The sequence below is a fragment of the Streptomyces sp. UG1 genome (genome assembly GCF_049974585.1).
In the GTDB taxonomy this organism is placed as follows: Bacteria; Actinomycetota; Actinomycetes; order Streptomycetales; family Streptomycetaceae; genus Streptomyces.
In genome coordinates, this window is the sequence record NZ_JBNGGG010000007.1 from 77,333 (window position 1) to 101,085 (window position 23,753).

General features: G+C 70.8%; 18 protein-coding genes and 2 pseudogenes. 11 read left to right on the forward strand and 9 right to left on the reverse strand.

Annotation, left to right across the window (positions count from 1 at the left end; all coding sequences use genetic code 11):
* Window positions 1-61: 61 nt before the first annotated feature.
* On the forward strand, window positions 62-1,240 hold the full coding sequence (locus ACP4J3_RS09905; protein WP_426532526.1) for a saccharopine dehydrogenase family protein: 1,179 nt from the start codon (window positions 62-64) through the stop codon (window positions 1,238-1,240).
* Between the two features lie 7 nt (window positions 1,241-1,247).
* On the opposite strand, the gene mmpA is transcribed toward ACP4J3_RS09905, so the two are convergent.
* Window positions 1,248-1,394, reverse strand: coding sequence for a morphogenic membrane protein MmpA (gene mmpA / locus ACP4J3_RS09910; protein WP_167366184.1), 147 nt, complete (start codon window positions 1,392-1,394; stop codon window positions 1,248-1,250).
* A 546-nt stretch (window positions 1,395-1,940) separates the two neighbouring features.
* A pseudogene (locus tag ACP4J3_RS09915) lies at window positions 1,941-2,624 on the reverse strand (endonuclease V); the annotation flags it as partial.
* Between the two features lie 124 nt (window positions 2,625-2,748).
* On the opposite strand from ACP4J3_RS09915, the pseudogene ACP4J3_RS09920 reads away from it, so the two are divergent.
* Window positions 2,749-2,933, forward strand: a pseudogene (locus tag ACP4J3_RS09920) (YciI family protein); the annotation flags it as partial.
* Here the strand turns inward: ACP4J3_RS09920 and ACP4J3_RS09925 are convergent.
* Both ACP4J3_RS09925 and ACP4J3_RS09930 read right to left on the reverse strand, forming a co-directional pair.
* Window positions 2,908-3,234: a plasmid stabilization protein gene (locus tag ACP4J3_RS09925; RefSeq protein ID WP_426532528.1), complete on the reverse strand. Its 327-nt coding sequence runs from the start codon at window positions 3,232-3,234 to the stop codon at window positions 2,908-2,910. The pseudogene ACP4J3_RS09920 and the gene ACP4J3_RS09925 sit on opposite strands and share 26 nt — an antisense overlap.
* A 47-nt stretch (window positions 3,235-3,281) precedes the next feature.
* Complete coding sequence (locus ACP4J3_RS09930) at window positions 3,282-4,367, reverse strand: WD40/YVTN/BNR-like repeat-containing protein (RefSeq protein WP_426532530.1); 1,086 nt, start codon at window positions 4,365-4,367, stop codon at window positions 3,282-3,284.
* A 239-nt stretch (window positions 4,368-4,606) separates the two neighbouring features.
* On the opposite strand from ACP4J3_RS09930, the gene ACP4J3_RS09935 reads away from it, so the two are divergent.
* The 5 genes from ACP4J3_RS09935 to ACP4J3_RS09955 all read left to right on the forward strand — a co-directional run bounded on the left by ACP4J3_RS09935 (window position 4,607) and on the right by ACP4J3_RS09955 (window position 11,287).
* Entirely contained in the window at window positions 4,607-5,023 is a 417-nt protein-coding gene (locus ACP4J3_RS09935) for an SsgA family sporulation/cell division regulator (RefSeq protein WP_426532532.1), read from the forward strand.
* Between the two features lie 290 nt (window positions 5,024-5,313).
* A complete protein-coding gene (locus ACP4J3_RS09940; protein WP_426532534.1) occupies window positions 5,314-6,939 on the forward strand; it encodes an ABC-F family ATP-binding cassette domain-containing protein in 1,626 nt (541 codons plus the stop codon).
* 10 nt (window positions 6,940-6,949) lie between these two features.
* A complete protein-coding gene (locus ACP4J3_RS09945; protein ID WP_426532536.1) occupies window positions 6,950-9,244 on the forward strand; it encodes an ATP-binding cassette domain-containing protein in 2,295 nt (764 codons plus the stop codon).
* A gap of 73 nt (window positions 9,245-9,317) precedes the next feature.
* A complete protein-coding gene (gene ddaH / locus ACP4J3_RS09950; protein WP_426532538.1) occupies window positions 9,318-10,094 on the forward strand; it encodes a dimethylargininase in 777 nt (258 codons plus the stop codon).
* 218 nt (window positions 10,095-10,312) lie between these two features.
* Window positions 10,313-11,287, forward strand: a complete 975-nt coding sequence (locus ACP4J3_RS09955; protein ID WP_426532540.1) for an acyl-ACP desaturase — start codon at window positions 10,313-10,315, stop codon at window positions 11,285-11,287.
* A gap of 645 nt (window positions 11,288-11,932) precedes the next feature.
* On the opposite strand, the gene ACP4J3_RS09960 is transcribed toward ACP4J3_RS09955, so the two are convergent.
* Window positions 11,933-12,226, reverse strand: coding sequence for a WhiB family transcriptional regulator (locus ACP4J3_RS09960; RefSeq protein ID WP_426532813.1), 294 nt, complete (start codon window positions 12,224-12,226; stop codon window positions 11,933-11,935).
* 231 nt (window positions 12,227-12,457) lie between these two features.
* Between ACP4J3_RS09960 and ACP4J3_RS09965 the strand changes: the two genes are divergently transcribed.
* Entirely contained in the window at window positions 12,458-13,249 is a 792-nt protein-coding gene (locus ACP4J3_RS09965) for a VOC family protein (RefSeq protein WP_426532542.1), read from the forward strand.
* Window positions 13,250-13,405: 156 nt separating this feature from the next.
* Here the strand turns inward: ACP4J3_RS09965 and ACP4J3_RS09970 are convergent, their stop codons facing one another.
* The gene (locus tag ACP4J3_RS09970; RefSeq protein ID WP_426532544.1) at window positions 13,406-14,443 is read right to left on the reverse strand and encodes a LacI family DNA-binding transcriptional regulator; all 1,038 of its coding nucleotides are present in this window, start codon (window positions 14,441-14,443) and stop codon (window positions 13,406-13,408) included.
* Window positions 14,444-14,520: 77 nt separating this feature from the next.
* On the reverse strand, window positions 14,521-15,486 hold the full coding sequence (locus tag ACP4J3_RS09975; protein WP_426532546.1) for a multicopper oxidase domain-containing protein: 966 nt from the start codon (window positions 15,484-15,486) through the stop codon (window positions 14,521-14,523).
* Between the two features lie 178 nt (window positions 15,487-15,664).
* Between ACP4J3_RS09975 and ACP4J3_RS09980 the strand changes: the two genes are divergently transcribed.
* A complete protein-coding gene (locus tag ACP4J3_RS09980; protein WP_426532548.1) occupies window positions 15,665-18,142 on the forward strand; it encodes a ThuA domain-containing protein in 2,478 nt (825 codons plus the stop codon).
* Between the two features lie 14 nt (window positions 18,143-18,156).
* A complete protein-coding gene (locus ACP4J3_RS09985) occupies window positions 18,157-20,352 on the forward strand; it encodes an OmpL47-type beta-barrel domain-containing protein (RefSeq protein WP_426532815.1) in 2,196 nt (731 codons plus the stop codon).
* Here the strand turns inward: ACP4J3_RS09985 and ligD are convergent.
* A complete protein-coding gene (gene ligD / locus ACP4J3_RS09990) occupies window positions 20,339-21,364 on the reverse strand; it encodes a non-homologous end-joining DNA ligase (protein WP_426532550.1) in 1,026 nt (341 codons plus the stop codon). The two genes, ACP4J3_RS09985 and ligD, sit on opposite strands and share 14 nt — an antisense overlap.
* A gap of 75 nt (window positions 21,365-21,439) precedes the next feature.
* Between ligD and ACP4J3_RS09995 the strand changes: the two genes are divergently transcribed.
* Complete coding sequence (locus tag ACP4J3_RS09995; RefSeq protein ID WP_426532552.1) at window positions 21,440-22,510, forward strand: ATP-dependent DNA ligase; 1,071 nt, start codon at window positions 21,440-21,442, stop codon at window positions 22,508-22,510.
* A gap of 13 nt (window positions 22,511-22,523) precedes the next feature.
* Here the strand turns inward: ACP4J3_RS09995 and ACP4J3_RS10000 are convergent, their stop codons facing one another.
* Window positions 22,524-23,714: an alcohol dehydrogenase catalytic domain-containing protein gene (locus tag ACP4J3_RS10000; RefSeq protein WP_426532554.1), complete on the reverse strand. Its 1,191-nt coding sequence runs from the start codon at window positions 23,712-23,714 to the stop codon at window positions 22,524-22,526.
* Window positions 23,715-23,753: the final 39 nt, after the last annotated feature.

Below are 23,753 nucleotides of genomic sequence, written 5' to 3' on the forward strand. Positions count from 1 at the left end.
AGCACTCCTCACGCTAGCCTCGGCCACCGACAACGGCGCGTGGTGCGGGACGAGGGGTGTCATGAGCAGGCCGAGCGGGACGGACCGTCCGTACGACATCGTGCTCTTCGGGGCGACGGGCTTCGTCGGGGTACTCACCGCGGAGTACCTCGCCGCGCACGCGCCCGAGGGGCTGCGCTGGGCCATCGCCGGCCGCAGCGGGGAGAAGCTGGAGCGGCTGCGCGAGTCGCTGCCGGGCGGCGAAGGGGTCGGGGTGCTGGAGGCGGACGTCGCCGATCCGGCCTCGATGCCCCGGCTCGCCGAGCACGCGCGCGTGGTGGCCACGACGGTGGGCCCCTATGTGATGTACGGCGAGGATCTGGTCGCGGCCTGCGCGGACACCGGCACCGACTATCTCGACCTCTGCGGTGAGCCGGAGTTCGTGGACCTGACGTACGTCCGGCACGACGCACGCGCGCGTGAGACGGGCGCTCGGCTGGTGCACGCCTGTGGCTTCGACTCGGTCCCGCACGACCTGGGCGCGTACTTCACCGTCCAGCAGTTGCCGCGGGACGTGCCCTTGACGGTGGACGGGTTCGTGACCGCGGACGCCATGTTCTCGGGCGGCACGTTCGCGTCGGCTCTCAACCAGCTCTCACGGGGCCGCCAGGTGCTGGCCGCCGCGCGGGACCGCGCCCGGCACGAGCCGCGGCTGATGGGGCGCCGGGCGCTGGCCCCGGCGGGTGTGCCCCGGTTCGCGAAGGAGGTCGGCTCCTGGGCGGTGCCGCTGCCGACGATCGATCCGCAGATCGTCAAGCGTTCCGCGCGGGCCCTGGAACGCTACGGCCCCGACTTCCGCTACCGCCACTACGCCGCCGTACGGCATCTGCCGGTCGCCGTCGGCGGGGTCGCGGCGATGGGCGCGCTCTTCACGGCCGCCCAACTGCCGCCCGCCCGGCGCTGGATGTCCGGCCGCCTCAAGCCGGGCGAGGGGCCGAGCCCCGAGAAGCGCGCCAAGAGCTGGTTCTCGGTCCGCTTCGTCGGCGAGGGCGGCGGCCGGCGGGTGTTCACGGAGGTGGCCGGGGGCGATCCGGGCTACGGCGAGACGGCGAAGATGTTCGCCGAGTCGGCCCTGTCCCTCGCCTTCGACGACCTGCCGTCCACGGCCGGGCAGGTCACCACGGCGGTCGCGATGGGCGACGCCCTGATCGGACGGCTGCGCGCGGCGGGCATCACCTTCCGCGTGGCCGCGACCCGCTGAACCGGCTCTACAGGGTCCACCCCGCCACGGTGAAGATCATCCCGCCGATCCAGGCGAGCCCCGCCACCACGGCGAGGACCAGCGCGGCCGTCACGGCGCGCTCGACGGGGCGGTCGGGGTCGGCGAGGGGCTTCGGGGCACGGTGCGTCGTCATGGGCCACAGCCTGCCGATCACGGGGCGGCCGCCACATCCGTACGGATACTCAGTCGACGTACTCAGTACCCCCGCTCAGGACGCGCCGCCGGACTCGGCCGGCGGCCACTCCCCCAGCGCGTCGGCGATCCGGTCCCGTGCGGCGGGATCGCGCGCGAGGGTGGCGAGGCGGACGGCGAGGGGCCCGACCTGCCAGCCCGCGTGGTGGTCGAAGAACGGGGCGGGACCGGCCGCGTTGTGCGCCAGTTCGGCGACCAATTCGGCGAGGCGGCCGAGCGCCTGACGCTCCTCGCCCAATTGGCCCTGAGCGGCGAGCGCGCGTCCGCGGATCTGCTCGAACACCTCGCGCCCCCGGCTCCATCGGCCGCGGTCGGCGGCCAGCTCCAGGGCGGCATCGATCTCCGGCGTGCGCTCTGCCCCCTCCGCTGCCGCCGCGAGGACCCGCCCCGCCCAGGTCACCGGATCCGGCTGACGCTCGAACAGCGATCGCCCCCACGTACGCGTGGGATCCGCCGCAGCCCGGCGGGCGAGCTCCGGCCTCGGACCGGTCGCCTCCTTCAGCGCCTGTCGGCACAGGGAGTCCGCGCGTCGAGTCGTCTCCGGGAGCCGGTACTCGGGTGTCAGCGCGAGCGTGTGGGCGCACGCGTTGTCCAGGCTCACGCGGTGGCCGACCGAGACGAAGACCGGCTTGACCCCGGCCCGGGTGCGCAGGGCGCGGCCGACCTCCTCCGGCCCCGCCATGAGCGGCGCGGACGAGCCGCGGGCGGTGGCCGGATCGTCGTAGGTGAAGGTGAACGGGTTCTTGGCGACGCCGATCGTGGGCAGGCCCGTCAGGACGCCGAGGTGACTGGCGAGGCCGAAGCGGCGGGGGTGGGCACGGCCGTAGCCGTCGCAGACGACCAGGCCGGGTGGGCAGGGCAGGGCGTCCAGGGCGGCCAGCACCATGGGGATCTCGCGGAAGGCGAGCAGGCCGGGGACGTACGGGAAGGAGATCCGGCCCACGGCCGTGGCCTCGGCCACCACGCTCAGGCTCGCCGCGTCCAGGACGACCGCCGCTGCCGCGACCACGTCCCGCTCGTCGTCGTAGGCCACGTCGACGCCGGTCACCTGCCCCGAACCGGGCGGTGGGCCTGGCTCGTCGAGTACCACCCTCGCCCGCAGCTCGTCCTGGACCGCGCGGGCCTCTTCCTCGGTCGCGGGCCAGCCCGCGGGGATGCTTACGGTCGTCATGGTGGGGATGAGCGTACGTCGGCACGGCCGGTCGTCGCGGGCCGCCCAGGGCTCCGCTGATGACGAGAACGCTGCCGGGCGTCGCGACGTCCCGGAGATCCGGTGGGGATCCGTCAGAAGGGGCGACAAGCAGTGCGAGCGGGGGATGTTCCTCGCGTCAGGGCGCAAGAACCCCCGCGACGGCGGAGTCATCCTCGCCGTCGCGGAGACCGCGGACGTATCGAGGACATCGCCGCCACCGATCCATTCGTGGCGGCCGGGGTGTGCGCCGCTGAAGCAGTGGTCACTTACCGCCGAGCGCCTGCTTGAGCTGGCTCTTGTTCATGTCCGAACGACCGCGGATGTTGCGCTGCTTGGCCTCCTCGTACAACTGGTCGTAAGTGGGGCCTTGGGAGCCCTTCCCGGAGCGCTGGCCGCCCCGCCTGCCCGAGGACATGTCCTGGGTGGAGGTGCGGCTGGCCCTCTTCGACTCACCGGAGCGAGCGCGTTCCTTGTTCACCGTCCGCGCCGCGATCTCCTTGGCGCGCGAAGCGCTCTCGCCCCGTTCCTGGGCGCTCTTCTTGATGTGCTCGTACTGGCGTTCCCGCTTCGAGCTCGAACCGGCCGGCATGGGGATCACTCCTCTCGTCGTCCGCGTCCGAGTACCCACATCCCGGCTCAGCTCTCCAGCCGCGCGACCCGCCCCTTCTCCCCCGCGGCCCAGCACCCCAGGTCGGGCGTGCAGTCCACGGTGTCGTACGACCCGGTGTCGACGGTCCGCCAGGTGCGCCCGCCGTCGGTGGTCAGGTCGGTTCCGGTGGGGCCGACCGATAGGGCGGCGGTGCGGCTGTGCGGGAGCCAGGCGACGCCGGAGCGGTAGGCGGACGGAGGCGTGGCGGCGGACGTCCAGCCGTGTCCGGCGTCGGCCGTGCGTGCCGCCGCCTTCGGGGAGGCCTGGTCGGGGCGGTAGTCGCCGCCGACCGCGAGGCCGTGCGTACGGTCGCGGAAGGCGAGGGCGAAGACGCCGCGGGCCGGGTCGCCGGCCGGGATCGGGGTGTCGGCGGCCGTCCAGGTCAGCCCTCGGTCGGCGGAGTGCAGCACACGCGCGCGTGCCGCCCCGCCGGTCGCCAGCCAGACGTCCTTCGGCCCGGAGCTGACCAGGCACTGCCCGCTCGCCGCGAATCCGGCCTCGCCCTCCAGGGCGGCGGGCATCCCGGCGGCGGGCAGCACCTTCCAGGAGCGGCCGCCGTCACGGGTCGACAGGATGCGGAACCTGCCGTCGACCGGGTCGCTCATCGCCAGGCCGTGGCGGCGGTCGAAGAAGGTCATGCAGTCGTAGAAGGCCTTCGCGTCGGTGTTGCGGAAGGACTCGGTCCAGGTCGCGCCGCCGTCGTCGGTGCGGTACACCCGGGACGCCTCGCCCTCCCCGATGGCCAGCACCACGGCACGCCGCGCGTCGAACGCCTCGACGTCCCGGAACTCCAGCTCGGCGGCGCCGGGCGGCGAGACGTTCCGCCAGCTCGCGCCGCCGTCGGTGGTGCGCAGCACGGTGCCCTTGCTCCCGGCCAGCCATGCGGTGTTCCGGCTGACGGCGGACAGGCCCCGGTAGCGCACCTCGGGCGTCCCGCTGTCCTTGGGTTCCCAGTGCGGCGCCCGGTGCTCCGGCCCGTGCGCCTGCGCGGGTACGGCCGTCAGCGCGGCCAGCGCCGCCGCGCACGCCACCCCCGCGGCCACTGTCCGAAACGTATGCCCCGCCCGTCGCATGCTCCCCGAACGCCTCATGGCGGGCGAAGCTAGTCCACCGCCCCGGTGCCGTCCAGAGGCCCACGGACCAGACGTGATCATCCGGTCACCGTGGGGCGAACACCCCACAGCCATGCATGAAGACGGTGACAGAGGTCACTCGACCTCCGCGTGCACGGATTGGCCGATTCTGTCGTCTCTACCAGTGCCCGGTCTCGTCCGCCCGGATGTTCGTCCAGCCGTCACAAGGGAGCAAGGCGTTGTCCACCGTCATCGAGCAGCCCGTTGAGGCCCGTCTCGTCGCCGCCGCGCCGCGGATGCCGAGCATTCCCGCCACCCTTCACTACGACCGGCGCGACCCGTTCGCCGTGCGCATGACCTTCCCGGCCCCGGCCACCCTGGAGGGCGTCGAGGTCTGCTGGACCTTCAGCCGCGAGCTGCTCGTGGCCGGACTCGACGGACCGGAGGGCCAGGGCGACGTCCGCGTGCGGCCGTACGGCTTCGACCGGACCGTGCTGGAGTTCCACGCCCCCGAGGGCACCGCCGTCGTCCACATCCGCAGCAGCGAGGTGCGCCGCTTCCTGCAGTCCACGAGCGACCTGGTGCCCCTCGGCCTGGAGCACCTCCAACTCGACCTGGACCACGACCTGGCGGAGCTGATGCGGGACGCCTGCTGAGCCGTCCCACCGGGCGCCGATTAATTGCATTGACAGCCTCCCGGTCCCCTCCTACGGTGTACAGCGGTCCTGTTGCCGTCGATTGGAGAAGGACGTTGCTCGTCTGAGGTCCTGAGACACCGCGTCACACACCTGGAGTGTGTGTGCGCTGCGTGCGACCTCGGCGTTCGAGCCGTCCTTACACGGAACAGGGCTCTTCTCATGCCCAGGGCCGGTCTCGGTCCGTTGGTCGCCGGTGTCTCGATACGCGTTTGCCCCTGATCATTTCGAGCATCCGCGGAGGCGCCCTTATGTCTACCTCTCTCACCTGTACCTCCCTTTCCTTCGCCTGGGCCGACGGCAGCTCCGTCTTCGAGGGCCTCGACGTCTCCTTCGGTCCCGGCAGGACCGGGCTCGTCGGCGTCAACGGGTCGGGAAAGTCGACCCTGTTGAAGCTCATCGCCGGTGAACTCACGCCGGTCGACGGCGGCGTGCGCGTCACGGGCGAGGTCGGCCATCTGCCGCAGAACGTCACGCTCGACACCGCGCTGCGCGTCGACGAGGCCCTCGGCATCGCCGCCCAGCGGGCCGCGCTGCACGCCATCGAGGCGGGCGACGTGGCCGAGGAGCACTTCGAGACCGTCGGCGACGACTGGGACGTCGAGGAGCGCGCGCTCGCCACCCTCGGCGAACTCGGGCTCGGCCACGTCGAGTTGGACCGCACGATCGGCGAGGTCTCGGGCGGCGAGTCGGTGCTGCTGCGGCTGGCCGCACTGCTGCTGCGCCGTCCGGACGTCCTGCTGCTCGACGAGCCCACCAACAACCTCGACCTGTACGCACGCAGGCGGCTGTACACGGCCGTCGAGTCCTGGCCGGGGGTGATGGTGGTGGTCAGCCACGACCGCGAACTCCTCGACCTGGTCGACCAGATCGCGGATCTGCGCTCCGGGGAGATCACCTGGTACGGCGGCAACTACTCGGCGTACGAGGAGGCGCTCGCCGCCGAGCAGGAGGCGGCCGCGCGCATGGTGCGCGTCGCCGAGGCCGATCTGAAGAAGCAGAAGCGCGAACTGATCGACGCCCAGGTGAAATTGGCCCGTCGCAAACGCTACGGGCAGAAGATGTGGGACCAGAAGCGCGAGCCGAAGATCGTCATGGGGGCGCGCAAGCGGGCGGCGCAGGAGTCCGCGGGCAAGCACCGGATCATGCACGAGGAAAAGCTCGCCGAGGCCAGGGAACGGCTCGACGACGCGGTGGACGCGGTACGGGACGACGACGAGATCCGCGTCGACCTGCCGCACACGGCCGTGCCGGCGGGCCGCACCGTGCTCACGCTGCGCGAGCTGGAGCTCGAGTACGGCGCGCGGGTGGCCGGTGGTCTCGATCTGCACGGTCCGGAGCGGATCGCGCTGATCGGCCGCAACGGCACGGGCAAGACGACGCTGCTGCGGACCATCGCCGGTGAGCTGGCGCCGGTGTCGGGCGAGGCGACGGCGCATGTCCCGCTCCGGTTCCTGCCGCAGCGCCTCGACGTCCTCGACGGCGAGCTGTCGGTCGCCGAGAACGTGGCCCGGTTCGCGCCGGGCGCCACCAACAACCTGATCCGGGCGCGGCTGGCCCGCTTCCTGTTCCGGGGCGCCCGCGCCGACCAGCAGGCGGCGACGCTCTCCGGCGGCGAACGCTTCCGGGCGGCGCTGGCCGCGCTGATGCTGGCGGAGCCCGCGCCGCAGTTGCTGATGCTGGACGAGCCGACGAACAACCTGGACATGGCGAGCGTACGGCAGCTCACCACGGCCCTGGAGTCGTACGAGGGGGCGCTGATCGTGGCCAGCCACGACCTGCCGTTCCTGGAGTCCATCGGCATCACGCGCTGGCTGATGGTGGCGGACGGAGAACTGAAGGAAATCACGCCAGAAGCTGTCCGGTATCCCGCCTAGCTTCGGGCGCATGCCCGATTTCACACCCGAGTTCATCACCATCACCGGAGCAAGGGAGAACAACCTCAAGGACGTCACCCTCCGCATCCCGAAAGGCCGGCTGACCGTGTTCACCGGCGTTTCGGGGTCGGGGAAGTCCTCGATCGTCTTCGACACGATCGCGCTGGAGTCGCAGCGCCAATTGAACGAGACCTTCACGTGGTTCGTGCGCAACCGGCTGCCCAAGTACGAGCGGCCGCACGCGGAGGCCCTGGCGGACCTCTCCCCCGCGATCGTCGTCGACCAGCGGCCGATCGGGGGCCACTCCAGGTCCACGGTCGGCACGATGACCGACATCTACTCGGTGATCCGCGTGCTGTTCTCCCGGCACGGCACCCCGAGCGCCGGCCCGGCGACCGCGTACTCCTTCAACGACCCCTCCGGCATGTGTCCCGAGTGCGACGGCCTGGGCCGGACGGTACGGCCGGACTGGGACCGCATCCTCGACCCGGAGCGGTCGCTGGCCGGCGGCGCGGTCCGCTTCCCGCCGTTCGCCGCGGGCACCTGGCAGGGGCAGGCGTACACCAACAGCGCCGAACTCGACCCGGACAAGCCCGTCGGCCGGTTCACCGCGGCCGAGCGGGAGTTCCTGATGCGGGGCCGCCCCGGCAGCAAGGTCACCGTCAACGGCACGGGCGGCACCTGGACCACCGACTACGAGGGCCTGGCCACCCGCTTCGAGCGGCTGTACCTGAAGCGGGACCTGTCGGCGATGAGCCAGAAGACCCGCGATCTGGTGCGCGAGTTCCTGGTGGACGGCACCTGCCCGGTATGCGAGGGCGCCCGACTCAACGCGGCGGCGCTCGCGACCCGCGTCAACGGTCTGACCATCGCCGACTGCACCCGTATGCAGGTCACCGACCTCATCACCGCGCTCAAGGACATCGAGGAACCGGTCGCCGGCCCCATCGCGTGGGCCGCCGTCACCGCCCTCGAACGCATCGACGCCATCGGCCTCGGCTACCTCAGCCTCGACCGGGAGACCGCCACCCTCTCCGGCGGCGAGGGCCAGCGGCTGAAGACGGTCCGCCACCTGGGCTCCAGCCTGACCGGCATGACGTACATCTTCGACGAGCCCAGCGTCGGACTGCACCCGCGCGACGTCGGCCGCCTCGGCGACCTGCTGCTGCGGCTGCGCGACAAGGGCAACACCGTGCTGGTGGTCGAGCACGACCCGGATGTCATCGCGCTTGCCGATCACGTCGTCGACATGGGGCCGCAGGCAGGCGCGGGCGGCGGGCAGGTGGTGTTCGAGGGGACGCCGGACGAGCTGGCCGGATCGGACACGGTGACCGGGCGGTGCCTGACGCGCCGTACGGCGCTGAAGGCGGACGTACGGCCGTCGGCCGGCGGTCTGTGGGTCAAGGGCGCCGACCGGCACAACCTGCGGGACGTGACGGTCGAGTTCCCGGCCGGGGTGCTCACGGTGGTGACCGGGGTCGCCGGATCCGGAAAGAGCACGCTGGTCGCGGAGTTCACCGCCGCGCACACCGACGCGGTGGTCGTGGACCAGTCGTCGATCGGGATCTCCGCGCGGTCGACCCCGGCGACCTATCTGGGGATCATGGACACGGTACGGAAGATCTTCGCCCGCGAGACCGGCACCGAGCCGGGGCTGTTCAGCTTCAACTCCTCCGGTGCCTGCGGGACGTGCGAGGGCCGCGGGATCATCCACACCGACCTCGCGTTCATGGACCCGGTGACGACGACGTGCCACGACTGCGAGGGGCGGCGCTTCAAGGACGAGGTGCTGCGGCTGACGGTCGGCGGCCGCTCCATCGCGGACGTCCTGGGGATGACGGCCGGCCAGGCGCTGGAGTTCTTCGGGGACGCGGGCGTACGGCGCCGCCTGCGCGCGCTGCGGGACGTGGGGCTGACGTACCTCACGCTCGGCCAGCCGCTGTCCACGCTGTCCGGCGGTGAGCGCCAGCGCATCAAGCTGGCGACCCGGCTGCACCGCACCGGCGCGGTGTACGTCCTGGACGAGCCGACGACCGGACTGCACATGTCGGACGTCGACGGGCTGCTCGGGCTGCTGGACCGGCTGGTCGACGCCGGCAACACGGTGGTGGTCGTCGAGCACAACCTGGACGTGGTGGCGCACGCCGACCGGATCATCGACCTCGGACCGGACGGCGGCCGGGACGGCGGCCGGGTGATCTTCGAAGGAACGCCACGACAGCTCCTCGAAACCCCCGGCTCCTTCACCGCGGAGCATCTCAGGAGGGCCACAGCCCGGCCCCGAGGGTTTTGTACGGACGGGTAGGCCCTGCATCATGGCGGGTCGGTGCCCCTTGCATCATGGACACCGACCCTGCCACCGATCCGGAGATCCCGTCGTGCCCAGCAAGAAGGCCCTCATCCGCCGTCCCAGCCCGCGCCTCGCCGAAGGGCTGGTCACGCACATCGAGCGGGAGAAGGTCGACGTCGATCTCGCGGTCGAGCAGTGGGAGGCGTACGCGGAGGCCCTGCGTACGCACAACTGGGAGACCATCGAGGTGGACCCGGCCGACGACTGCCCCGACTCGGTGTTCGTCGAGGACACGGTCGTCATGTACCGCAATGTCGCCCTGATCACCCGGCCCGGCGCCGCCTCCCGGCGCGACGAGACCCTGGGCGTCGAGGAGGCCGTGGCCTCGCTCGGCTGCTCGGTGAACTGGATCTGGGAGCCGGGCACGCTGGACGGCGGGGACGTGCTGAAGGTCGGCGACACCATCTACGTCGGCCGGGGCGGACGGACCAACGCGGCCGGCGTCCAGCAGTTGCGGGCCGCGTTCGAGCCGCTGGGGGCGCGGGTCGTCGCCGTGCCGGTGAGCAAGGTGCTGCACCTGAAGTCGGCGATCACCGCGCTGCCCGACGGAACGATTCTGGGCCGTATCCCGCAGTTGGACGCCCCGTCGCTGTTCCCGCGCTTCCTGCCGGTGCCGGAGGAGTCGGGGGCGCATGTGGTGCTGCTGGGCGGCGACAAGCTGCTCATCGCGGCGAGCGCGCCGAAGACGGCGGAGTTGCTCGCCGACCTCGGTCATGAGCCCGTCGTGGTCGACATCAGCGAGTTCGAGAAGCTCGAAGGATGTGTGACATGTCTCTCGGTGCGGATGCGGGAGCTGTACGCCTGACCGGCTGAGCGGAGTGCCCTTTCAGCCCCGGGACCTGCGGGTCCTGGGGCTTTTTCCGATACCCGTGAACTCTCGGCGGAACGGGGCTGATCAGCGGTCTTTACAACGCCCTTAACCTACGGCTTCGTAACCTACGGATTCGTAGCCTACGATCCCGTAGGTTCCGGCAACCGCTCGCCGGTCACCTTCCCTGTGTTGCGCGTCCCCCTGGAGTTCCCGTGACGATTACTTCTCCTCACCTCGGCAGCCCTGCCGGCTGGACCGACGCCCGGCTGCTGTACGCGCTGGAGGAAGTCGTCGAGAAGGAGCTGAACCGGCATCTGAAGGTCGCCAAGGACTGGATGCCGCACGAGTACGTGCCGTGGACGGACGGCCGCAACTTCCCCGGCCAGTTCGAGGACGGCGAGGCCTGGGGCAAGGAGCAGTCCAAGGTCACCGAGATCGGCCGGATCGCGCTAGTGGTGAACCTCCTGACCGAGGACAACCTGCCCAGCTACCACCACGAGATCGCCACGCTCTTCGGCCGGGACGGCGCCTGGGGCACCTGGGTGCACCGCTGGACCGCGGAGGAGGGGCGGCACGGCATCGTGATGCGCGATTATCTGCTCACCTCGCGCGCGGTGGACCCGGACAAGCTGGAGCAGTTCCGCATGTCCCACATGAGCGAGGGCTTCGAGTCGGACAACCGCCACTCGATGCTGCACTCGGTCGCCTACGTCGCCTTCCAGGAGCTCGCGACCCGCATCTCGCACCGCAACACCGGCCACCAGTCGGGTGACCCCGTCTGCGACCGGATGCTGACGCGCATCGCGACGGACGAGAACCTCCACATGGTCTTCTACCGCAACCTCCTCAAGGCGGCCTTCGAGATCGCCCCGGACCTGACGATGCAGGCGGTGCGGGACGTGGTCGTGAACTTCCGCATGCCGGGCCACGGCATCCCCGGCTTCGAGCGCGCCGCCGCCCAGATGGCCATCGGCGAGGTCTACAACCTGCGCATCCACCACGACGACGTGCTCCAGCCCGTCCTGCGCTTCCTGAAGGTCATGGAGATCGACGGCCTCGGCCCCGAGGGCCAGAAGGCCCAGGAGGAGCTCGGGCTGTTCATGGGCGGCCTGGACGCCGAGGCCCTGAAGTTCGACGAGAAGCTGGCCGCGCGCAAGGCCCGGATGGCGGCCCGGGGCACCGCCTGACCGCCGGCCTGCCCTTGCACTGATCGACGGCGGGCCCGCTCACGCGGGCCGGCCGTCGTCCGCCGTTCCCGCGCCTACGGTCCGGGAGCAGGCTGCCGCACGCACCCCGGGCACCCCCCGAATCACGGCCACAGCAGGCGACCCTCCGCACTCCGGCGGACGACGACGTCGAGTTCGCGCGGCACGCCTACGCCACGATCGCCGGTCCCGGCCACGCGAATGTGACGTCACCCGGCTCGCATCAGCGCCCCGGCCGGCAACCGCTTGTCGGGCGCGGCCGTACTTCGATCGGTACGGCCTGCCACAGCGGCTGGGACGCCGACGGATCGGGGCGCCTGTGCAGGAGAGCGAGGCGGTTCACGCTCCGCACGACGTGAGCCCTGGCTCGCGGCGGGCGGCGGCGATCCGCCGGCGTGAGGCGGCCAGGGACTCGTACGCGCCCGCCGCATGGAGGCGCTGCCAGGCCGACCCGTCGCGGCGGGCCGCCAGATGGTCGCCTGCGCTCGCGCTGGGCCCCGGGGACCAACAGCGCCTTCCCGATGGCCTCCCCATGCCTCGTACGACCGCCGGCCGCTTGGGAGACATCACGCGCGGCCGAGCGGACGGGAACTCGCGGTCGTGAGCCGAAGGCCGGCACGCGGCGGTTCAGCGTGGCGTGCGACGGAGTTCCAGGCGTTCCTTCTCCGACAGGCCGCCCCAGACGCCGAAGCGCTCGTCATTGTTCAGCGCGTACTCCAGACAGGCGGAGCGGATCGGGCACATGCCGCAGATCCGCTTCGCCTCCCGGACGGAACTTCCTGGTTCGGGGAAGAAGAAGTCCGCCCCGGTCTGTGCGCACAACGCCTCCTGCTGCCAGGCCAGATCGGGCGAGGTGATCGTCGTGATCGTGTCGATGTGCATGGACAGGATCGTGCCGCTCGGCGAAAAACGTTCGATCAACGCGGGATCAACGCCGCGCCGAAGGGCCTCCGGCCGACTCGATCGTCCCCCTCCGCGCGGCGCGACGCACGGCGGCGCGCGGAAACGGGTGAAAACCGCGAGGACTTCGCCGGTCACCCGCGGTGATCTCGACCGGCGTCCAGGCGGACGGCGGCGGTCCGGCGGCGATTGTCAGTGGGCGGTGCAAGACTCGGCAGAGCAGGCAGCGGGACGCTTCCGAGGAGGGCGATGATGCTCACCACCCGTTACGTCACCGGCGCGCCCAACTGGATCGACCTGGGCACGCCCGACATCGAGGGCGCCGGTTCCTTCTACGGCGGTCTGTTCGGCTGGCGGTTCCAGCCGGGCCCGCCCGACACCGGTGGTTACGGCCTCTTCCAGCTCGACGGCAAGACGGTGGCCGGCGGTATGCAGACCACCGAGGAGCAGGGTCCGCCCTCGTGGACGGTGTACTTCCATGCGCCGGACGTGGACGCCACGGCGAAGGCGGCCGAGCAGGCGCACGGCTCGGTGATGATGCAGCCCATGGACGTGCTGGACCTGGGCCGTATGGTCATCCTCGCCGACAAGGCGGGCGTCGCCTTCGGCCTCTGGCAGCCCGGCGCCAACAAGGGCCTGGACGTCGTCCAGGAGCCCGGCTCGCTGTGCTGGCTCGAGCTGTACACCCCGGACGTGCCGGCCGCGGCGGGGTTCTACAACGCGACGCTGGGCATGGAGACCTTCGCCCTGGACTTCTACGGCGGCACGTACACGACGTTCAGCCCCGGCGGGCAGGGGGAGGACGCCATGTTCGGCGGGGTCATCGACAAGGCGGACGACCCGGCGGAGGCGGCGGGCCCGGCGTACTGGCTGCCGTACTTCGAGGTCACCGACACGGACGCGACGGTCGCCAAGGCACAGGCCCTGGGCGGCACCGTCCGCATGCCCGCTACCGACCTGCCGGACGTCGGCCGCATCGCCAAGCTCACCGACCCGCACGGCGCCCGCTTCGCGGTGATCAAGAGCGCCCCGCCACAGAGCTGACGGGAGGCGGAGTTGAGGGGCCGAAGCTCAGAGGGGGGCGGAGTTGGGAGGGGCGAAGCTCAGAGGGACGGAGTCGAGGGGACAGAGTTCGGGGCGGCGGAGTTGAGAGGGCAGAGCTCAGGCGGCGGCGAAGTTGAGAGGGCGCGTCGGTTCGGGCTACGCCGACGCGCGCCGCACCAGTGTGGTCGGCAGCACCACGCTGGACGGCGCGGCGCCGATGCCCCGTTCGGCGGCGTCCCGCTCCAGTCCCCGCAACAGCAGCCGGGCCATCAACCGGCCCATCTCCTCGATGTCCTGACGGATCGTCGTGAGCGGCGGCTCGGTCTGCTCCGCCACCGGAAGCATGTCGTCGAACCCGACCACGGCGATATCGTCCGGCACCCGCCGCCCGGCCGCCCGCAGCACCCGCAACGCCCCCGCCGCGGAGAGGTCGTTGGCGGCGAACACGGCATCCAGGTCAGGACAGCGTGCGAGCAGTTCGCGCATCGCCCGCTCCCCGCCGGCCGGTGTGAAGTCGCCCTCGGTGATCAGCCGGGGATCGGCGTCGACCATGACATCCCGGTAGCCGTCGAGCCGGTCCACGGCCGAAGTCTGGTCAAGGGGACCGGTGATGTGGGCGATACGCGTGCGACCGAGGCCCGCGAGATGCCGTACGGCGTCGCGGGCGCCACCCCGGTTGTCGCTGTCGACATAGACCACGCCCCGTCGCTCGCCACTCCAGTCGGGCCGTCCGCCGAACACCGTGGGCACACCGGCGCGCTGGATCAGCTCCGGCAGCGGGTCGTCGAGGTGCAGCGAGAAGACGAGCGCCCCGTCGACATGGCCACCGGCCAGGTAGCGCCCGACGCGGGCATGGTCGTCCCGCCCCTCCGTGAGCAGCAGCACGAGCTGATTGTCATGGGCCGTCAGCTCCTTGCTGATGCCCCGGAGCTGGAGGGCGAAGAAGGGGTCGGCGAAGACGCGGGTCTCGGGTTCGGCGACGACGACGGCGATGGCGTCGTGCCGCCGGGTCACCAGGCTGCGGGCGGCCTGGTTGGGCACATACCCGAGTTCCTCCACCGCCTTGCGCACCCGCTCGACGAGCGGCTCCCTGACCCCGTCACCGCCGTTGACGACGCGCGAGACGGTGGCCCGCGAGACCCCGGCCCGTGCGGCGACGGCCTCCAGGGTGGGGCGCGGGGCGGTTGCGGTCACTGGGCGGCTCCTCGTCGGCGGTTGCCGATCAGGATAGCCCCGGTGGCGGCGGAGGTGAGAGCGCTCTCACCTCGGCGTCAGTGCTCGTGCGGGTCGTACCCGGGAATCGTCCCGTCCGCCTTCTTCACCAGGAACAGCCCCACCATCCCCATGTCGGAGTGGCTCTGGACATGGCAGTGGTACATCCACGCCCCGGCGCCCACCCCCTCCCCCGCGATCACCTGGAAGCCGAACGAGTCCGCCGGGCCCGTGATCTTGTTGTCGATGACCTGACTGGGGTCGTCGGGGCCGGTGAGCATGCCGGTGCGGTTGTCCGCCCAGCGGTGTCCGTGCATATGGAAGGTGTGGTAGTACTCGCCGTGGGTGATCACCACGAACTCGACGCGATCGCCCACCGTCGCCTCGAAGTTCGGGCCGCTGTGCGCGGGCTTGTTGTTGATCAGCATGTCGTTGAAGACGATCGTGTGCGTCGCGTCCGGCAGAATGTCGCCCTTGCGGCGGACGATCACCGGCCCGTACAGCCCTTTGCGGATGCCGCCGGTGCCGTGCTCCGTGCCGACGACATGGTCGTGGTAGTGCCAGTAACCGGCGCTGCCCGCCCGCCAGGTGCCGTCCTTGCGGCGGCCGGGGGCGTGGGTGCGCCAGGTGTAGGTGCGGGTGCCGCCGGGCTCGACGTCGCTCTTGTTCAGCTTGGTGCCGTCGCTGGTGATCTCGTAGTCGAGGCCGTGGACATGCAGGCTCACCGGCACGTCCATCGTGTTCTCGAACTCGATGTGCAGGGTGTCGCCTTCGTTCAGCTCGATCAGCGGGCCGGGGATCGACGCCTTGCCCTTCTCGAAGCCGTAGCCCATCTGCCCGTCGGCGAGCTTCTCGGCGTACAGCTTGATGTGTCTGACCTCGCCGCCGGCCGGGGCGGCCCTCGCCGGTGTGTCGGCGCCCATGGCCTCGGGTACCGATGTCAGCGACAACGATGTCGCGACCGTCGCGCCACCCAGCAGTACACGCCGGTTGAAGGCGCGTCTGTCGAAGCTGCGTCTGTCCATGCCGAACTCCCCACGGCGGTACGGAAATTACGGGGATGAACCGGTGAGACGGTACCGGCCACTCTCTCGTTTATCCACACTCAGGACAAAGTTCGTCCCATTGTGGTCATAGGTATTGGCGAGTCGTTCAAAGGGGTCTAGCTTCCTTGTCGCTGTTGCTGTGACCGTGGAGGTGCCCATGCACTTACGAGGGTTGAGCACAAGAAGACAGACCTGGGTGGCCACCGTGACCGCCGGGATCGTCGCGGCCGGAGCGATGTCGGCTCCGGCCGCCGACGCACGCCCTGCTCCGGAACCACCCCTGACAACGATGTCCGTCAAGTCGCCCCCGGGCGGCGCGAATGTACGCGTGCTCATCTTCTATGGGTCCGCAGCCGCCGGCGACGAGTCGCCGCTGGTGAACGCCGGTATCGCGGCGATCGAGAAGATCGGCCTGTCGGGCCCGGCCGACCAGCGCTTCAAGGTCGAGGCCACGAACGACGCGTCGGTGTTCACCAATGAGACCAAGCTGGGCCGTTTCAACTCCATCGTGTTCCTGACCGGTGGCGGCGACGTCCTCGACCCCGAGCAGGAGGCGGGCCTCGAGGCCTACATGGAGGCCGGCGGGGGTTTCGTCGGCATCCATGACGCGGCCCGCGCCGAGCCGTACTCGGACTGGTTCACCGGCCTCGTCGGCGCCCGCCCGGCGGCCGGCGGACCGACGGCCGCGCAACGGGCCGTCGTCGAGGTCGGCGACCGAAAACATCCGGCCACCAAGGACCTGCCGCTGCAGTGGAAGCGGCCGGACAAGTGGCTGAACTGGGTGAAGAACCCCTCGGGTGACGTCCATACGGTCGCCCGGGTCCGGGAGTCGTCGTATCAGCCCGGTTCGAGTGCCAACGGCTGGGACCATCCGGTGAGTTGGTGCCGGGACTACGACGGCGGCCGCTCCTTCTACACCGGCATGGGCGGCACGGTGTCGTCGTACGACGAGACCGACTTCCGTACCCATCTGCGCGGCGCCCTGCTGTGGACGACCCGGCTGGTGCAGGCCGACTGCAAGGCCACCATCACCGGCAACTACAAGGCCGAGCGCCTCACCCAGCCCAACCAGCCCGGCCAGAACGACCAGATCGGCGAGCCGCACGGCCTGGTCACCGCCCCCGACGGCCGCGTCCTCTACATCGGCCGGGGCGGCGCCGACTCCTCCCAGCCGGTCGTCACCGACTGGAACAACCCGGACATCGGCAAGGGCAAGGGCGAGATCCACGTCTACGACCCGAAGACCCAGAAGGTCACCCTGGCGGGGGCATTGACGGTCTTCGGCAACAAGGGCGGCGGCGACGAGCTGATCAAGGTCGAGGAGGGGCTTCTCGGCATCGAGCTGGACCCGCGCTTCGAGGAGAACGGGTGGGTGTATCTGCACTACACCCCGCACTCCCGGATCAACCGCGACACACGGATGGCCGAGCGGCGCGTCTCCCGCTTCACGCTCGACCTCGCCACGAACAAGCTGGACCTGGGCAGTGAGAAGGTGCTGCTCGAGTGGCCGGTGCAGATCCACAGTTGCTGCCACGCGGGCGGCGGGATGACCTGGGACTCCAAGGGCAACCTGTACATCGCGACCGGCGACAACAACTCCAGCCGCTTCAGCGACGGTTACTCGGGCAACAACCCCGAGCCGAACTACAAGGGCGTCTCCTTCGCCGACGCCCGCCGCACCGCCGGCAACACCAACAACCTCAACGGCAAGATCCTGCGCATCCACCCGGAGCCGGACGGGACGTACACGCTCCCGGAGGGCAACCTCTTCACCGGCAAGGAGACCGACGAGGGCGGCGGCAAGACGCGCGGCGAGATCTATGTGATGGGGGTGAGGAACCCCGCGCGCATCTTCGTCGACCAGCAGACCGACATCCTCTACGCGGGCTGGGTCGGCCCCGACGCCGGCGCGCCGTCGACCACCTGGGGCCCGGCCAAGTACGACACCTTCGCCGTCATCACCAAGGCGAGCAACCGGGGCTGGCCGTACTGCATGGGCAACAAGCAGCCCTACCGGGACCGCAATCTGCCCGATCCGAGCAAGCCGCTGGGCTGGTACGACTGCGACCGCCCGAAGAACGAGTCGCCGAACAACGACGGCCTGGTCAACCTTCCGCCGGTCACCGGCAACAACATCTGGTACTCGCCCCAGGGCGGCGCCCCGGACTTCCCGCGCGACGCGAACGGCGTGCCGTCGTACAAGCAGGAGGAGGCCACCTACGGGCTGCCGTGGCTCAAGGGCGGCGGCCAGGCCGCGATGAACGGGCCGGTCTACCGGTACGACGCGGCGAGCACCAGCGGGACCAAGTGGCCGGCCTACTGGGACGGCAAGTGGTTCGTCGGTGACTTCTACGACGCCGACCAGCCGCGCAACGCGGTGATCACCGACCCGAAGACGCATGGTGACGGCGGTCTGCCGGTGCACTCGGAGTCGCTGAAGAAGATCGTGCCGGTCGGCAACGACGGCATCAAGAACCTCATGGACTGGAAGTTCGGTCCGGACGGCGCGCTGTATGTGCTCGACTACGGACGGGGCTTCTTCACCTCGGACGCCAAGTCGGCGCTGTGGCGGGTCACTTACACCGGCGGCGGGCCTACCCCGGCCGCCGACCAGCTCGCGAGGGGGGCGCGGTGACACGGCAGCGAAGAATGTGGGCGGCCCTGCTGGCCGCACTGCTCATGGTGCTCGGACTGCAGTCGCTTCCCGCGACCGGACAGCCGCAGCCACAGCCGCAGGCACAGGCCGCCGCCGCCGAGCAGGTGCTCACCTGGACGGCCGACGACGACATCATGAAGTACACCTCGGCGCCCACGACGGCGGTGGCGGGCGCGACGACGATCGTCTTCGAGAACAGCGCGGCGACCGGCAACACCACCGGAATGCCGCACACGTTGACGTTCGACACCTCCGACCCCGAGTTCAACAACGACGTCCAACTCAACATCCTCGCCAACCCCAACGACGACCAGGGCGGCCGCCACACCGCCGAGGTCACGCTCACCCCCGGTCGCTACCGCTACTACTGCGCCATCCCCGGCCACGGTCAGATGCAGGGCATCCTGGTGGTGACCGAGGGCAGCGGCGAGGACACCACGGCGCCCGAGGCGTCGGCCCGGGTCAGCGGCACACAGAACGCGCAGGGGCAGTACGTCGGTTCGGCGAGTGTGGCGATCGAGGCCACCGACGAGGAGGGCGGCTCCGGGGTCGACCGCGTCGAGTACGCGGTCGGTGACGCGGGCGCCTGGACGGCGTACACCACCCCGGTCGTCGTCGACCAGGTCGGCGATCACAAGATCCGCTACCGCGCCCTCGACAAGGCGGGGAACGTCTCGGCGGAGAAGAGCGTCACGTTCACGGTCGTGCCGCCGCCGACCGACGACACGACGCCGCCGGAGACTTCGGCGGCGGTCAGCGGGGAGCAGAACGCCGACGGGGCGTACATCGACATGGCGACCGTCACCGTCTCCGCGTCCGACATCGGTTCCGGCGTCAACACCATCGAGTACGCGATCGGCGACGGTGCCTGGCAGGCGTACACCGCGCCGGTGATGGTGCACGAGGTCGGCAGCCACACGGTGCGCTACCGGGCCACCGACAAGGCGGGCAATGCCGCGGCCGAGAAGAGCGTGCAGTTCACGGTCGTGGCGTCGCCCGAGCCGGACACGACCCCGCCGGTGACCGGTGTGACCGTCGAGGGCACGAAGAACTCCGACGGGGCGTACATCGGCGACGCCAAGGTGACCGTCTCGGCTACCGACGAGCACGGCTCGGGCGTCGAGCGGATCGAGTACTCGATCGACGGCGGGCCGTACCTGGCGTACGGCGCCCCGGTGGTCGTCGACCGCGCGGGCACGCACACCCTCGCCTACCGGGCCACCGACAAGGCGGGGAACACCTCCACGGCCCGCACGGTGACGTTCACCGTCGTGTCGAGCCAGGTCCCGGCGCCCAACTGTGCCGAGTTCGACGAGCGGTTGACGGTGATCGTCGGCACGGTCGACTCGGGTGTGCCGAACCGGATCACCAACAGCCGGTGCCGGATCAACGAGTTGATCGAGGACGAGAAGGAGTGGACGTCCCAGGCGCTGTTCCTCAAGCATGTGAAGGCGGTCCTGGACAAGCTGCTCAAGGAAGGCGTCGTGGACCAGCGCGAGTACAACGCCATCCGCAAGGCCGCCCGCCAGTCCGGGATCGGCAGGCCCGGGCAGACCGAGGGCTATCGGACGATCCTCGACGGCAGCGCGGCGTCGTTCGCCAAGTGGCAGCAGGTGGGCGGCGGTTCGTTCGCGCCGAACGGCGACGGCTCGATCACCTCGGGCACGACGAAGGACGGGCTGGGCATGCTGTGGTTCCCCGAGCGCAAGTACGGCGACTTCTCGCTCAAGCTCCAGTGGCGTGACGACGCTCCGGGCACGGGCAACGCCAACTCCGGTGTGTTCGTCCGCTTCCCGTGGGTCCACGACCACCCCGAGGAGCCCCGACCGGAGTGGGCCGCCATCAAGTACGGACACGAGGTGCAGGTGCTCGACCGGCCCGACGGCGACATGTACAAGACGGGCTCGGTCTACGGCTTCGACCGGGTGGGGCTCGCCGGTGCCGGCGTCACCCAGAAGGGCACGTGGAACGACTACGAGATCCGGGTGGTGGACCAGCACTACTCGGTCTACCGCAACGGCGTGCTGATCAACGAGTTCGACAACACCGGCGGTCAGGACTTCGTCCCGCCCCGCTCGGACGACCCGGGCACGGACGGGCGGCGGTTCGCCTCCGGCTACATCGGGCTCCAGGTGCACGGCACGACGGATGTGGTCTCGTACCGGGACATCCGGATCAAGGAGCTGTAGGTCCTTCTTTGCGGGCCCTGCTCGGCTGTACCCGCTTGGGTTCCCCCGGCATCTTCGGATACTCGGGCGGGTACGGCAGATCGCCGAGCCCGTGATCGCGCTCGTCCTTGTTGGCCAGCTCCAGCAGCGCGTCCAGCGAGAAGCGGTGGTCGTCCATGTCCGCGTGCACATCGCCGAGTTCGGCGAAGCGCGCGGGCATGGTCGCGATGTCGAAGTCCTGGGGGTGGGCCGCGCCGACCTCGTCCCAGCGCAGGGGTGCGGAGACGGGGGCGTGCGGGCGGGGCCGTATGGAATAGGCGGAGGCGATGGTCCGGTCCCGGGCCGTCTGGTTGTAGTCGATGAAGATGCGCTCGCCCCGCTCCTCCTTCCACCACTTGATCGTCACGTCCTCCGGCATCCGGCGCTCCATCTCCCGCCCGACGGCGATGGCGGCGCGCCGGACCTGGGTGAAGGTCCAGCGCGGCTCGACCGGCACGAAGACGTGCAGGCCGCGCCCGCCGGAGGTCTTCGGCCAGCCGCGCAGGCCGCCGAACTCATCCAGAAGCGCACGCAGTTCGTGGGCGGCGCGGACGGCGTCGGCGAAGTCGGTGCCGGGCTGCGGATCGAGGTCGATGCGCAGTTCGTCGGGGTGGTCGACGTCGTCGCGGCGGACCGGCCAGGGGTGGAAGGTGAGCGTGCCGTACTGGGCGGCCCACAGGACGGCGGCCTCCTCGGTGGGGCACATCTCGTCGGCGCTGCGGCCGCTGGGGAAGGTGATGTGGGCGGTGGGGATCCAGTCGGGCATGTTCTTCGGCGCCCGCTTCTGGAAGAACCACTCGCCGCCCAGGCCGTCCGGGTAGCGCTCCAGGGTGGTGGGGCGGTCGCGCAGGGCGCGCAGGATGCCGGGGCCGACGGCGGCGTAGTAGCGGGCGAGGTCCAGCTTGGTGAAGCCGCGCTCGGGGAAGAAGATCTTGCCCGGGTTGGAGAGGCGGACGGTCCTGCCGCCCGCTTCCAGCTCCACCGCTTCGCCCATGCGAGCCACGGTAGGCGCACGGCGCACACCTCGCACACCGGGCGGCGGCAGCGGTATGCGAGCAGAATCGACGGCATGGACCTTCCGGTGATGCCGCCCGTGAAGCCGATGCTCGCCAAGTCTGTGGCGAAGATCCCGCCGGGCATGCAGTACGAGGCCAAGTGGGACGGGTTCCGGGCGATCGTGTTCCGTGACCGGGACGAGGTCGAGTTGGGCAGCCGTACCACGAAGTCGCTGACCAGGTACTTTCCCGAGCTGGTGGCGGGGCTGAAGGGGACGTTGCCGCAGCGGTGCGTGCTGGACGGGGAGATCGTGATCGCGCGGGAGGGGCGGCTGGACTTCGACGCGCTGACCGAGCGCATCCACCCGGCCGACTCCCGGGTGCGGATGCTGGCGGAGAGGACCCCGGCGTCGTTCGTGGCCTTCGACCTGCTGGCGCTGGCCGACGAGTCGCTGATGGAGAGCCCGCTGGGGGACCGGCGGGCGCTGCTGACCATGGCGTTGTCCGGGGTGACGGCGCCGGTGCACGTGGCGCCGGCGACGACCGACATCGCGACGGCCGAGGGGTGGTTCGAGCAGTACGAGGGGGCCGGCCTGGACGGTGTGATCGCCAAGCCGCTCACCCTGCGCTACCTCCCGGACGAGCGCGCCATGTTCAAGATCAAGCACGAGCGGACGGCGGATGTCGTCGTCGCGGGCTACCGCCTGCACAAGAGCGGACCGGTCGTGGGTTCCCTGCTGCTGGGCCTGTACGACGACCGGGGCGGCCTGCAGCACGTGGGCGTGTCGGCCGCGTTCTCGATGAAGCGGCGGGCCGAGCTGGTCGAGGAGCTGGAGCCGCTGCGCATGGAGGACGTCGCGGGGCATCCGTGGGCGGCCTGGGCCGAGGAGGCGGCCCATGAGTCGGCTCGGCTGCCGGGTGCGCCGAGCCGGTGGTCGGGCAAGAAGGATCTGTCCTGGGTGCCGCTGAGGCCGGAGCGGGTGGCCGAGGTGGCCTACGACCACATGGAGAACGGGGTGCGCTTCCGGCATACGGCCCGCTTCCGCCGCTGGCGCCCGGACCGCACCCCCGAGAGCTGCACCTACGCCCAGCTCGAGGAGCCGGTGCGCTACGACCTCGCGGCGATCTTCGGGCCGCAGGCCTGAGGAGCGGTACCGGTCACGGCTTCATCAGCACCTTGACCGCGCCCTCCTCCTTGCGCTGGAACATCTCGTACGCGTGCGGGGCGTCGCTCAGCGGCAGCCGGTGGGTGGCGAAGCCGTCGACGCCGAGTGTGTCCTCGTCCATGAGGTACGGCAGGATGTCGTCGCTCCAGCGGCGCACGTTGGCCTGTCCCATCCGGATCTGGATCTGCTTGTCGAACAGGGTGAGCAGCGGGATCGGGTCCGCCGTGCCGCCGTAGACGCCGGACAGGGAGATGGTGCCGCCGCGCCGCACCAGGTCGATGGCGGTGTACAGGGCGGCGAGCCGGTCGACGCTGAAGCGTTCGGCGAACGGACCGCTCAGCCTGCGGGGCAGCAGCGCCGAGGCCTGCTGGGCCAGCCTGGCGGCGGCGCTGCCGTGCGCCTCGGTGCCGACCGCGTCTATGACGGCGTCGGGGCCGCGGCCGTCGGTCCGGTCGCGGACGGCGGCGACCAGCTCCTTCTCGTCGTCGAAGCTGCGCAGATCGAAGGTCTCGACGCCGCGCTCCCGCGCCCGCCGCAGCCGCTCGGCCACCAGGTCCACGCCGAACACCCGCCCCGCGCCCCGCACCTGTGCGACACGGCAGGCCATGTCGCCGATGGGGCCGAGGCCGAGCACGGCGATGCTGCCGCCCTGAGGGATCTCGGCGTAGCGCACCGCCTGCCAGGCGGTGGGCAGTACGTCGGAGAGGTAGACGAACCGGTCGTCGGGCGGCCCCGGAGGGATCTTGATCGGGCCGTACTGCGCCTGCGGGACCCGCAGATACTCGGCCTGGGCGCCGGGCACCGAGCCGTACAGGCGGGTGTAGCCGAACAGGGCGGCGCCCATGCCCTCGCCGGTGACCTGGGTGGTCTCGCACTGGGTCGGCAGCCCGGTCAGGCACATCCAGCAGTTGCCGCAGGCGATCTGGAACGGCACCACCACCCGGTCCCCCACCTGCAGGTCCGGCACCGCGGCGCCGACCTCCTCGACGATGCCGATCGGCTCGTGGCCGAGGATGTCGCCCGGCGTCATGAACGGGGTGAGCACCTCGTACAGGTGCAGGTCGGAACCGCACAGCCCGCTGGACGTGATGCGCACGACCGCGTCCGTCGGCTCCTGGATCCCGGGATCGGGCACGGTCTCCACCCGCACGTCCCGCTTGCCCTGCCAGGTCACTGCCCTCATCGTCCCGCGCTCCCTCCGTCACGCGTGCGTGCGCTCGTA

Excerpts from the sequence above, each read along its gene's own strand:
- ACP4J3_RS09905 (WP_426532526.1), top strand. The coding sequence starts at position 62 with ATGAGCAGGCCGAGCGGGACGGACCGTCCGTACGACATCGTGCTCTTC.
- mmpA (WP_167366184.1), bottom strand. The coding sequence starts at position 1,394 with ATGACGACGCACCGTGCCCCGAAGCCCCTCGCCGACCCCGACCGCCCC.
- ACP4J3_RS09925 (WP_426532528.1), bottom strand. The coding sequence starts at position 3,234 with ATGCCGGCCGGTTCGAGCTCGAAGCGGGAACGCCAGTACGAGCACATC.
- ACP4J3_RS09930 (WP_426532530.1), bottom strand. The coding sequence starts at position 4,367 with ATGCGACGGGCGGGGCATACGTTTCGGACAGTGGCCGCGGGGGTGGCG.
- ACP4J3_RS09940 (WP_426532534.1), top strand. The coding sequence starts at position 5,314 with ATGTCTACCTCTCTCACCTGTACCTCCCTTTCCTTCGCCTGGGCCGAC.
- ACP4J3_RS09945 (WP_426532536.1), top strand. The coding sequence starts at position 6,950 with ATGCCCGATTTCACACCCGAGTTCATCACCATCACCGGAGCAAGGGAG.
- ACP4J3_RS09965 (WP_426532542.1), top strand. The coding sequence starts at position 12,458 with ATGCTCACCACCCGTTACGTCACCGGCGCGCCCAACTGGATCGACCTG.
- ACP4J3_RS09975 (WP_426532546.1), bottom strand. The coding sequence starts at position 15,486 with ATGGACAGACGCAGCTTCGACAGACGCGCCTTCAACCGGCGTGTACTG.
- ACP4J3_RS09980 (WP_426532548.1), top strand. The coding sequence starts at position 15,665 with ATGCACTTACGAGGGTTGAGCACAAGAAGACAGACCTGGGTGGCCACC.
- ACP4J3_RS09985 (WP_426532815.1), top strand. The coding sequence starts at position 18,157 with ATGTGGGCGGCCCTGCTGGCCGCACTGCTCATGGTGCTCGGACTGCAG.
- ligD (WP_426532550.1), bottom strand. The coding sequence starts at position 21,364 with ATGGGCGAAGCGGTGGAGCTGGAAGCGGGCGGCAGGACCGTCCGCCTC.
- ACP4J3_RS09995 (WP_426532552.1), top strand. The coding sequence starts at position 21,440 with ATGGACCTTCCGGTGATGCCGCCCGTGAAGCCGATGCTCGCCAAGTCT.
- ACP4J3_RS10000 (WP_426532554.1), bottom strand. The coding sequence starts at position 23,714 with ATGAGGGCAGTGACCTGGCAGGGCAAGCGGGACGTGCGGGTGGAGACC.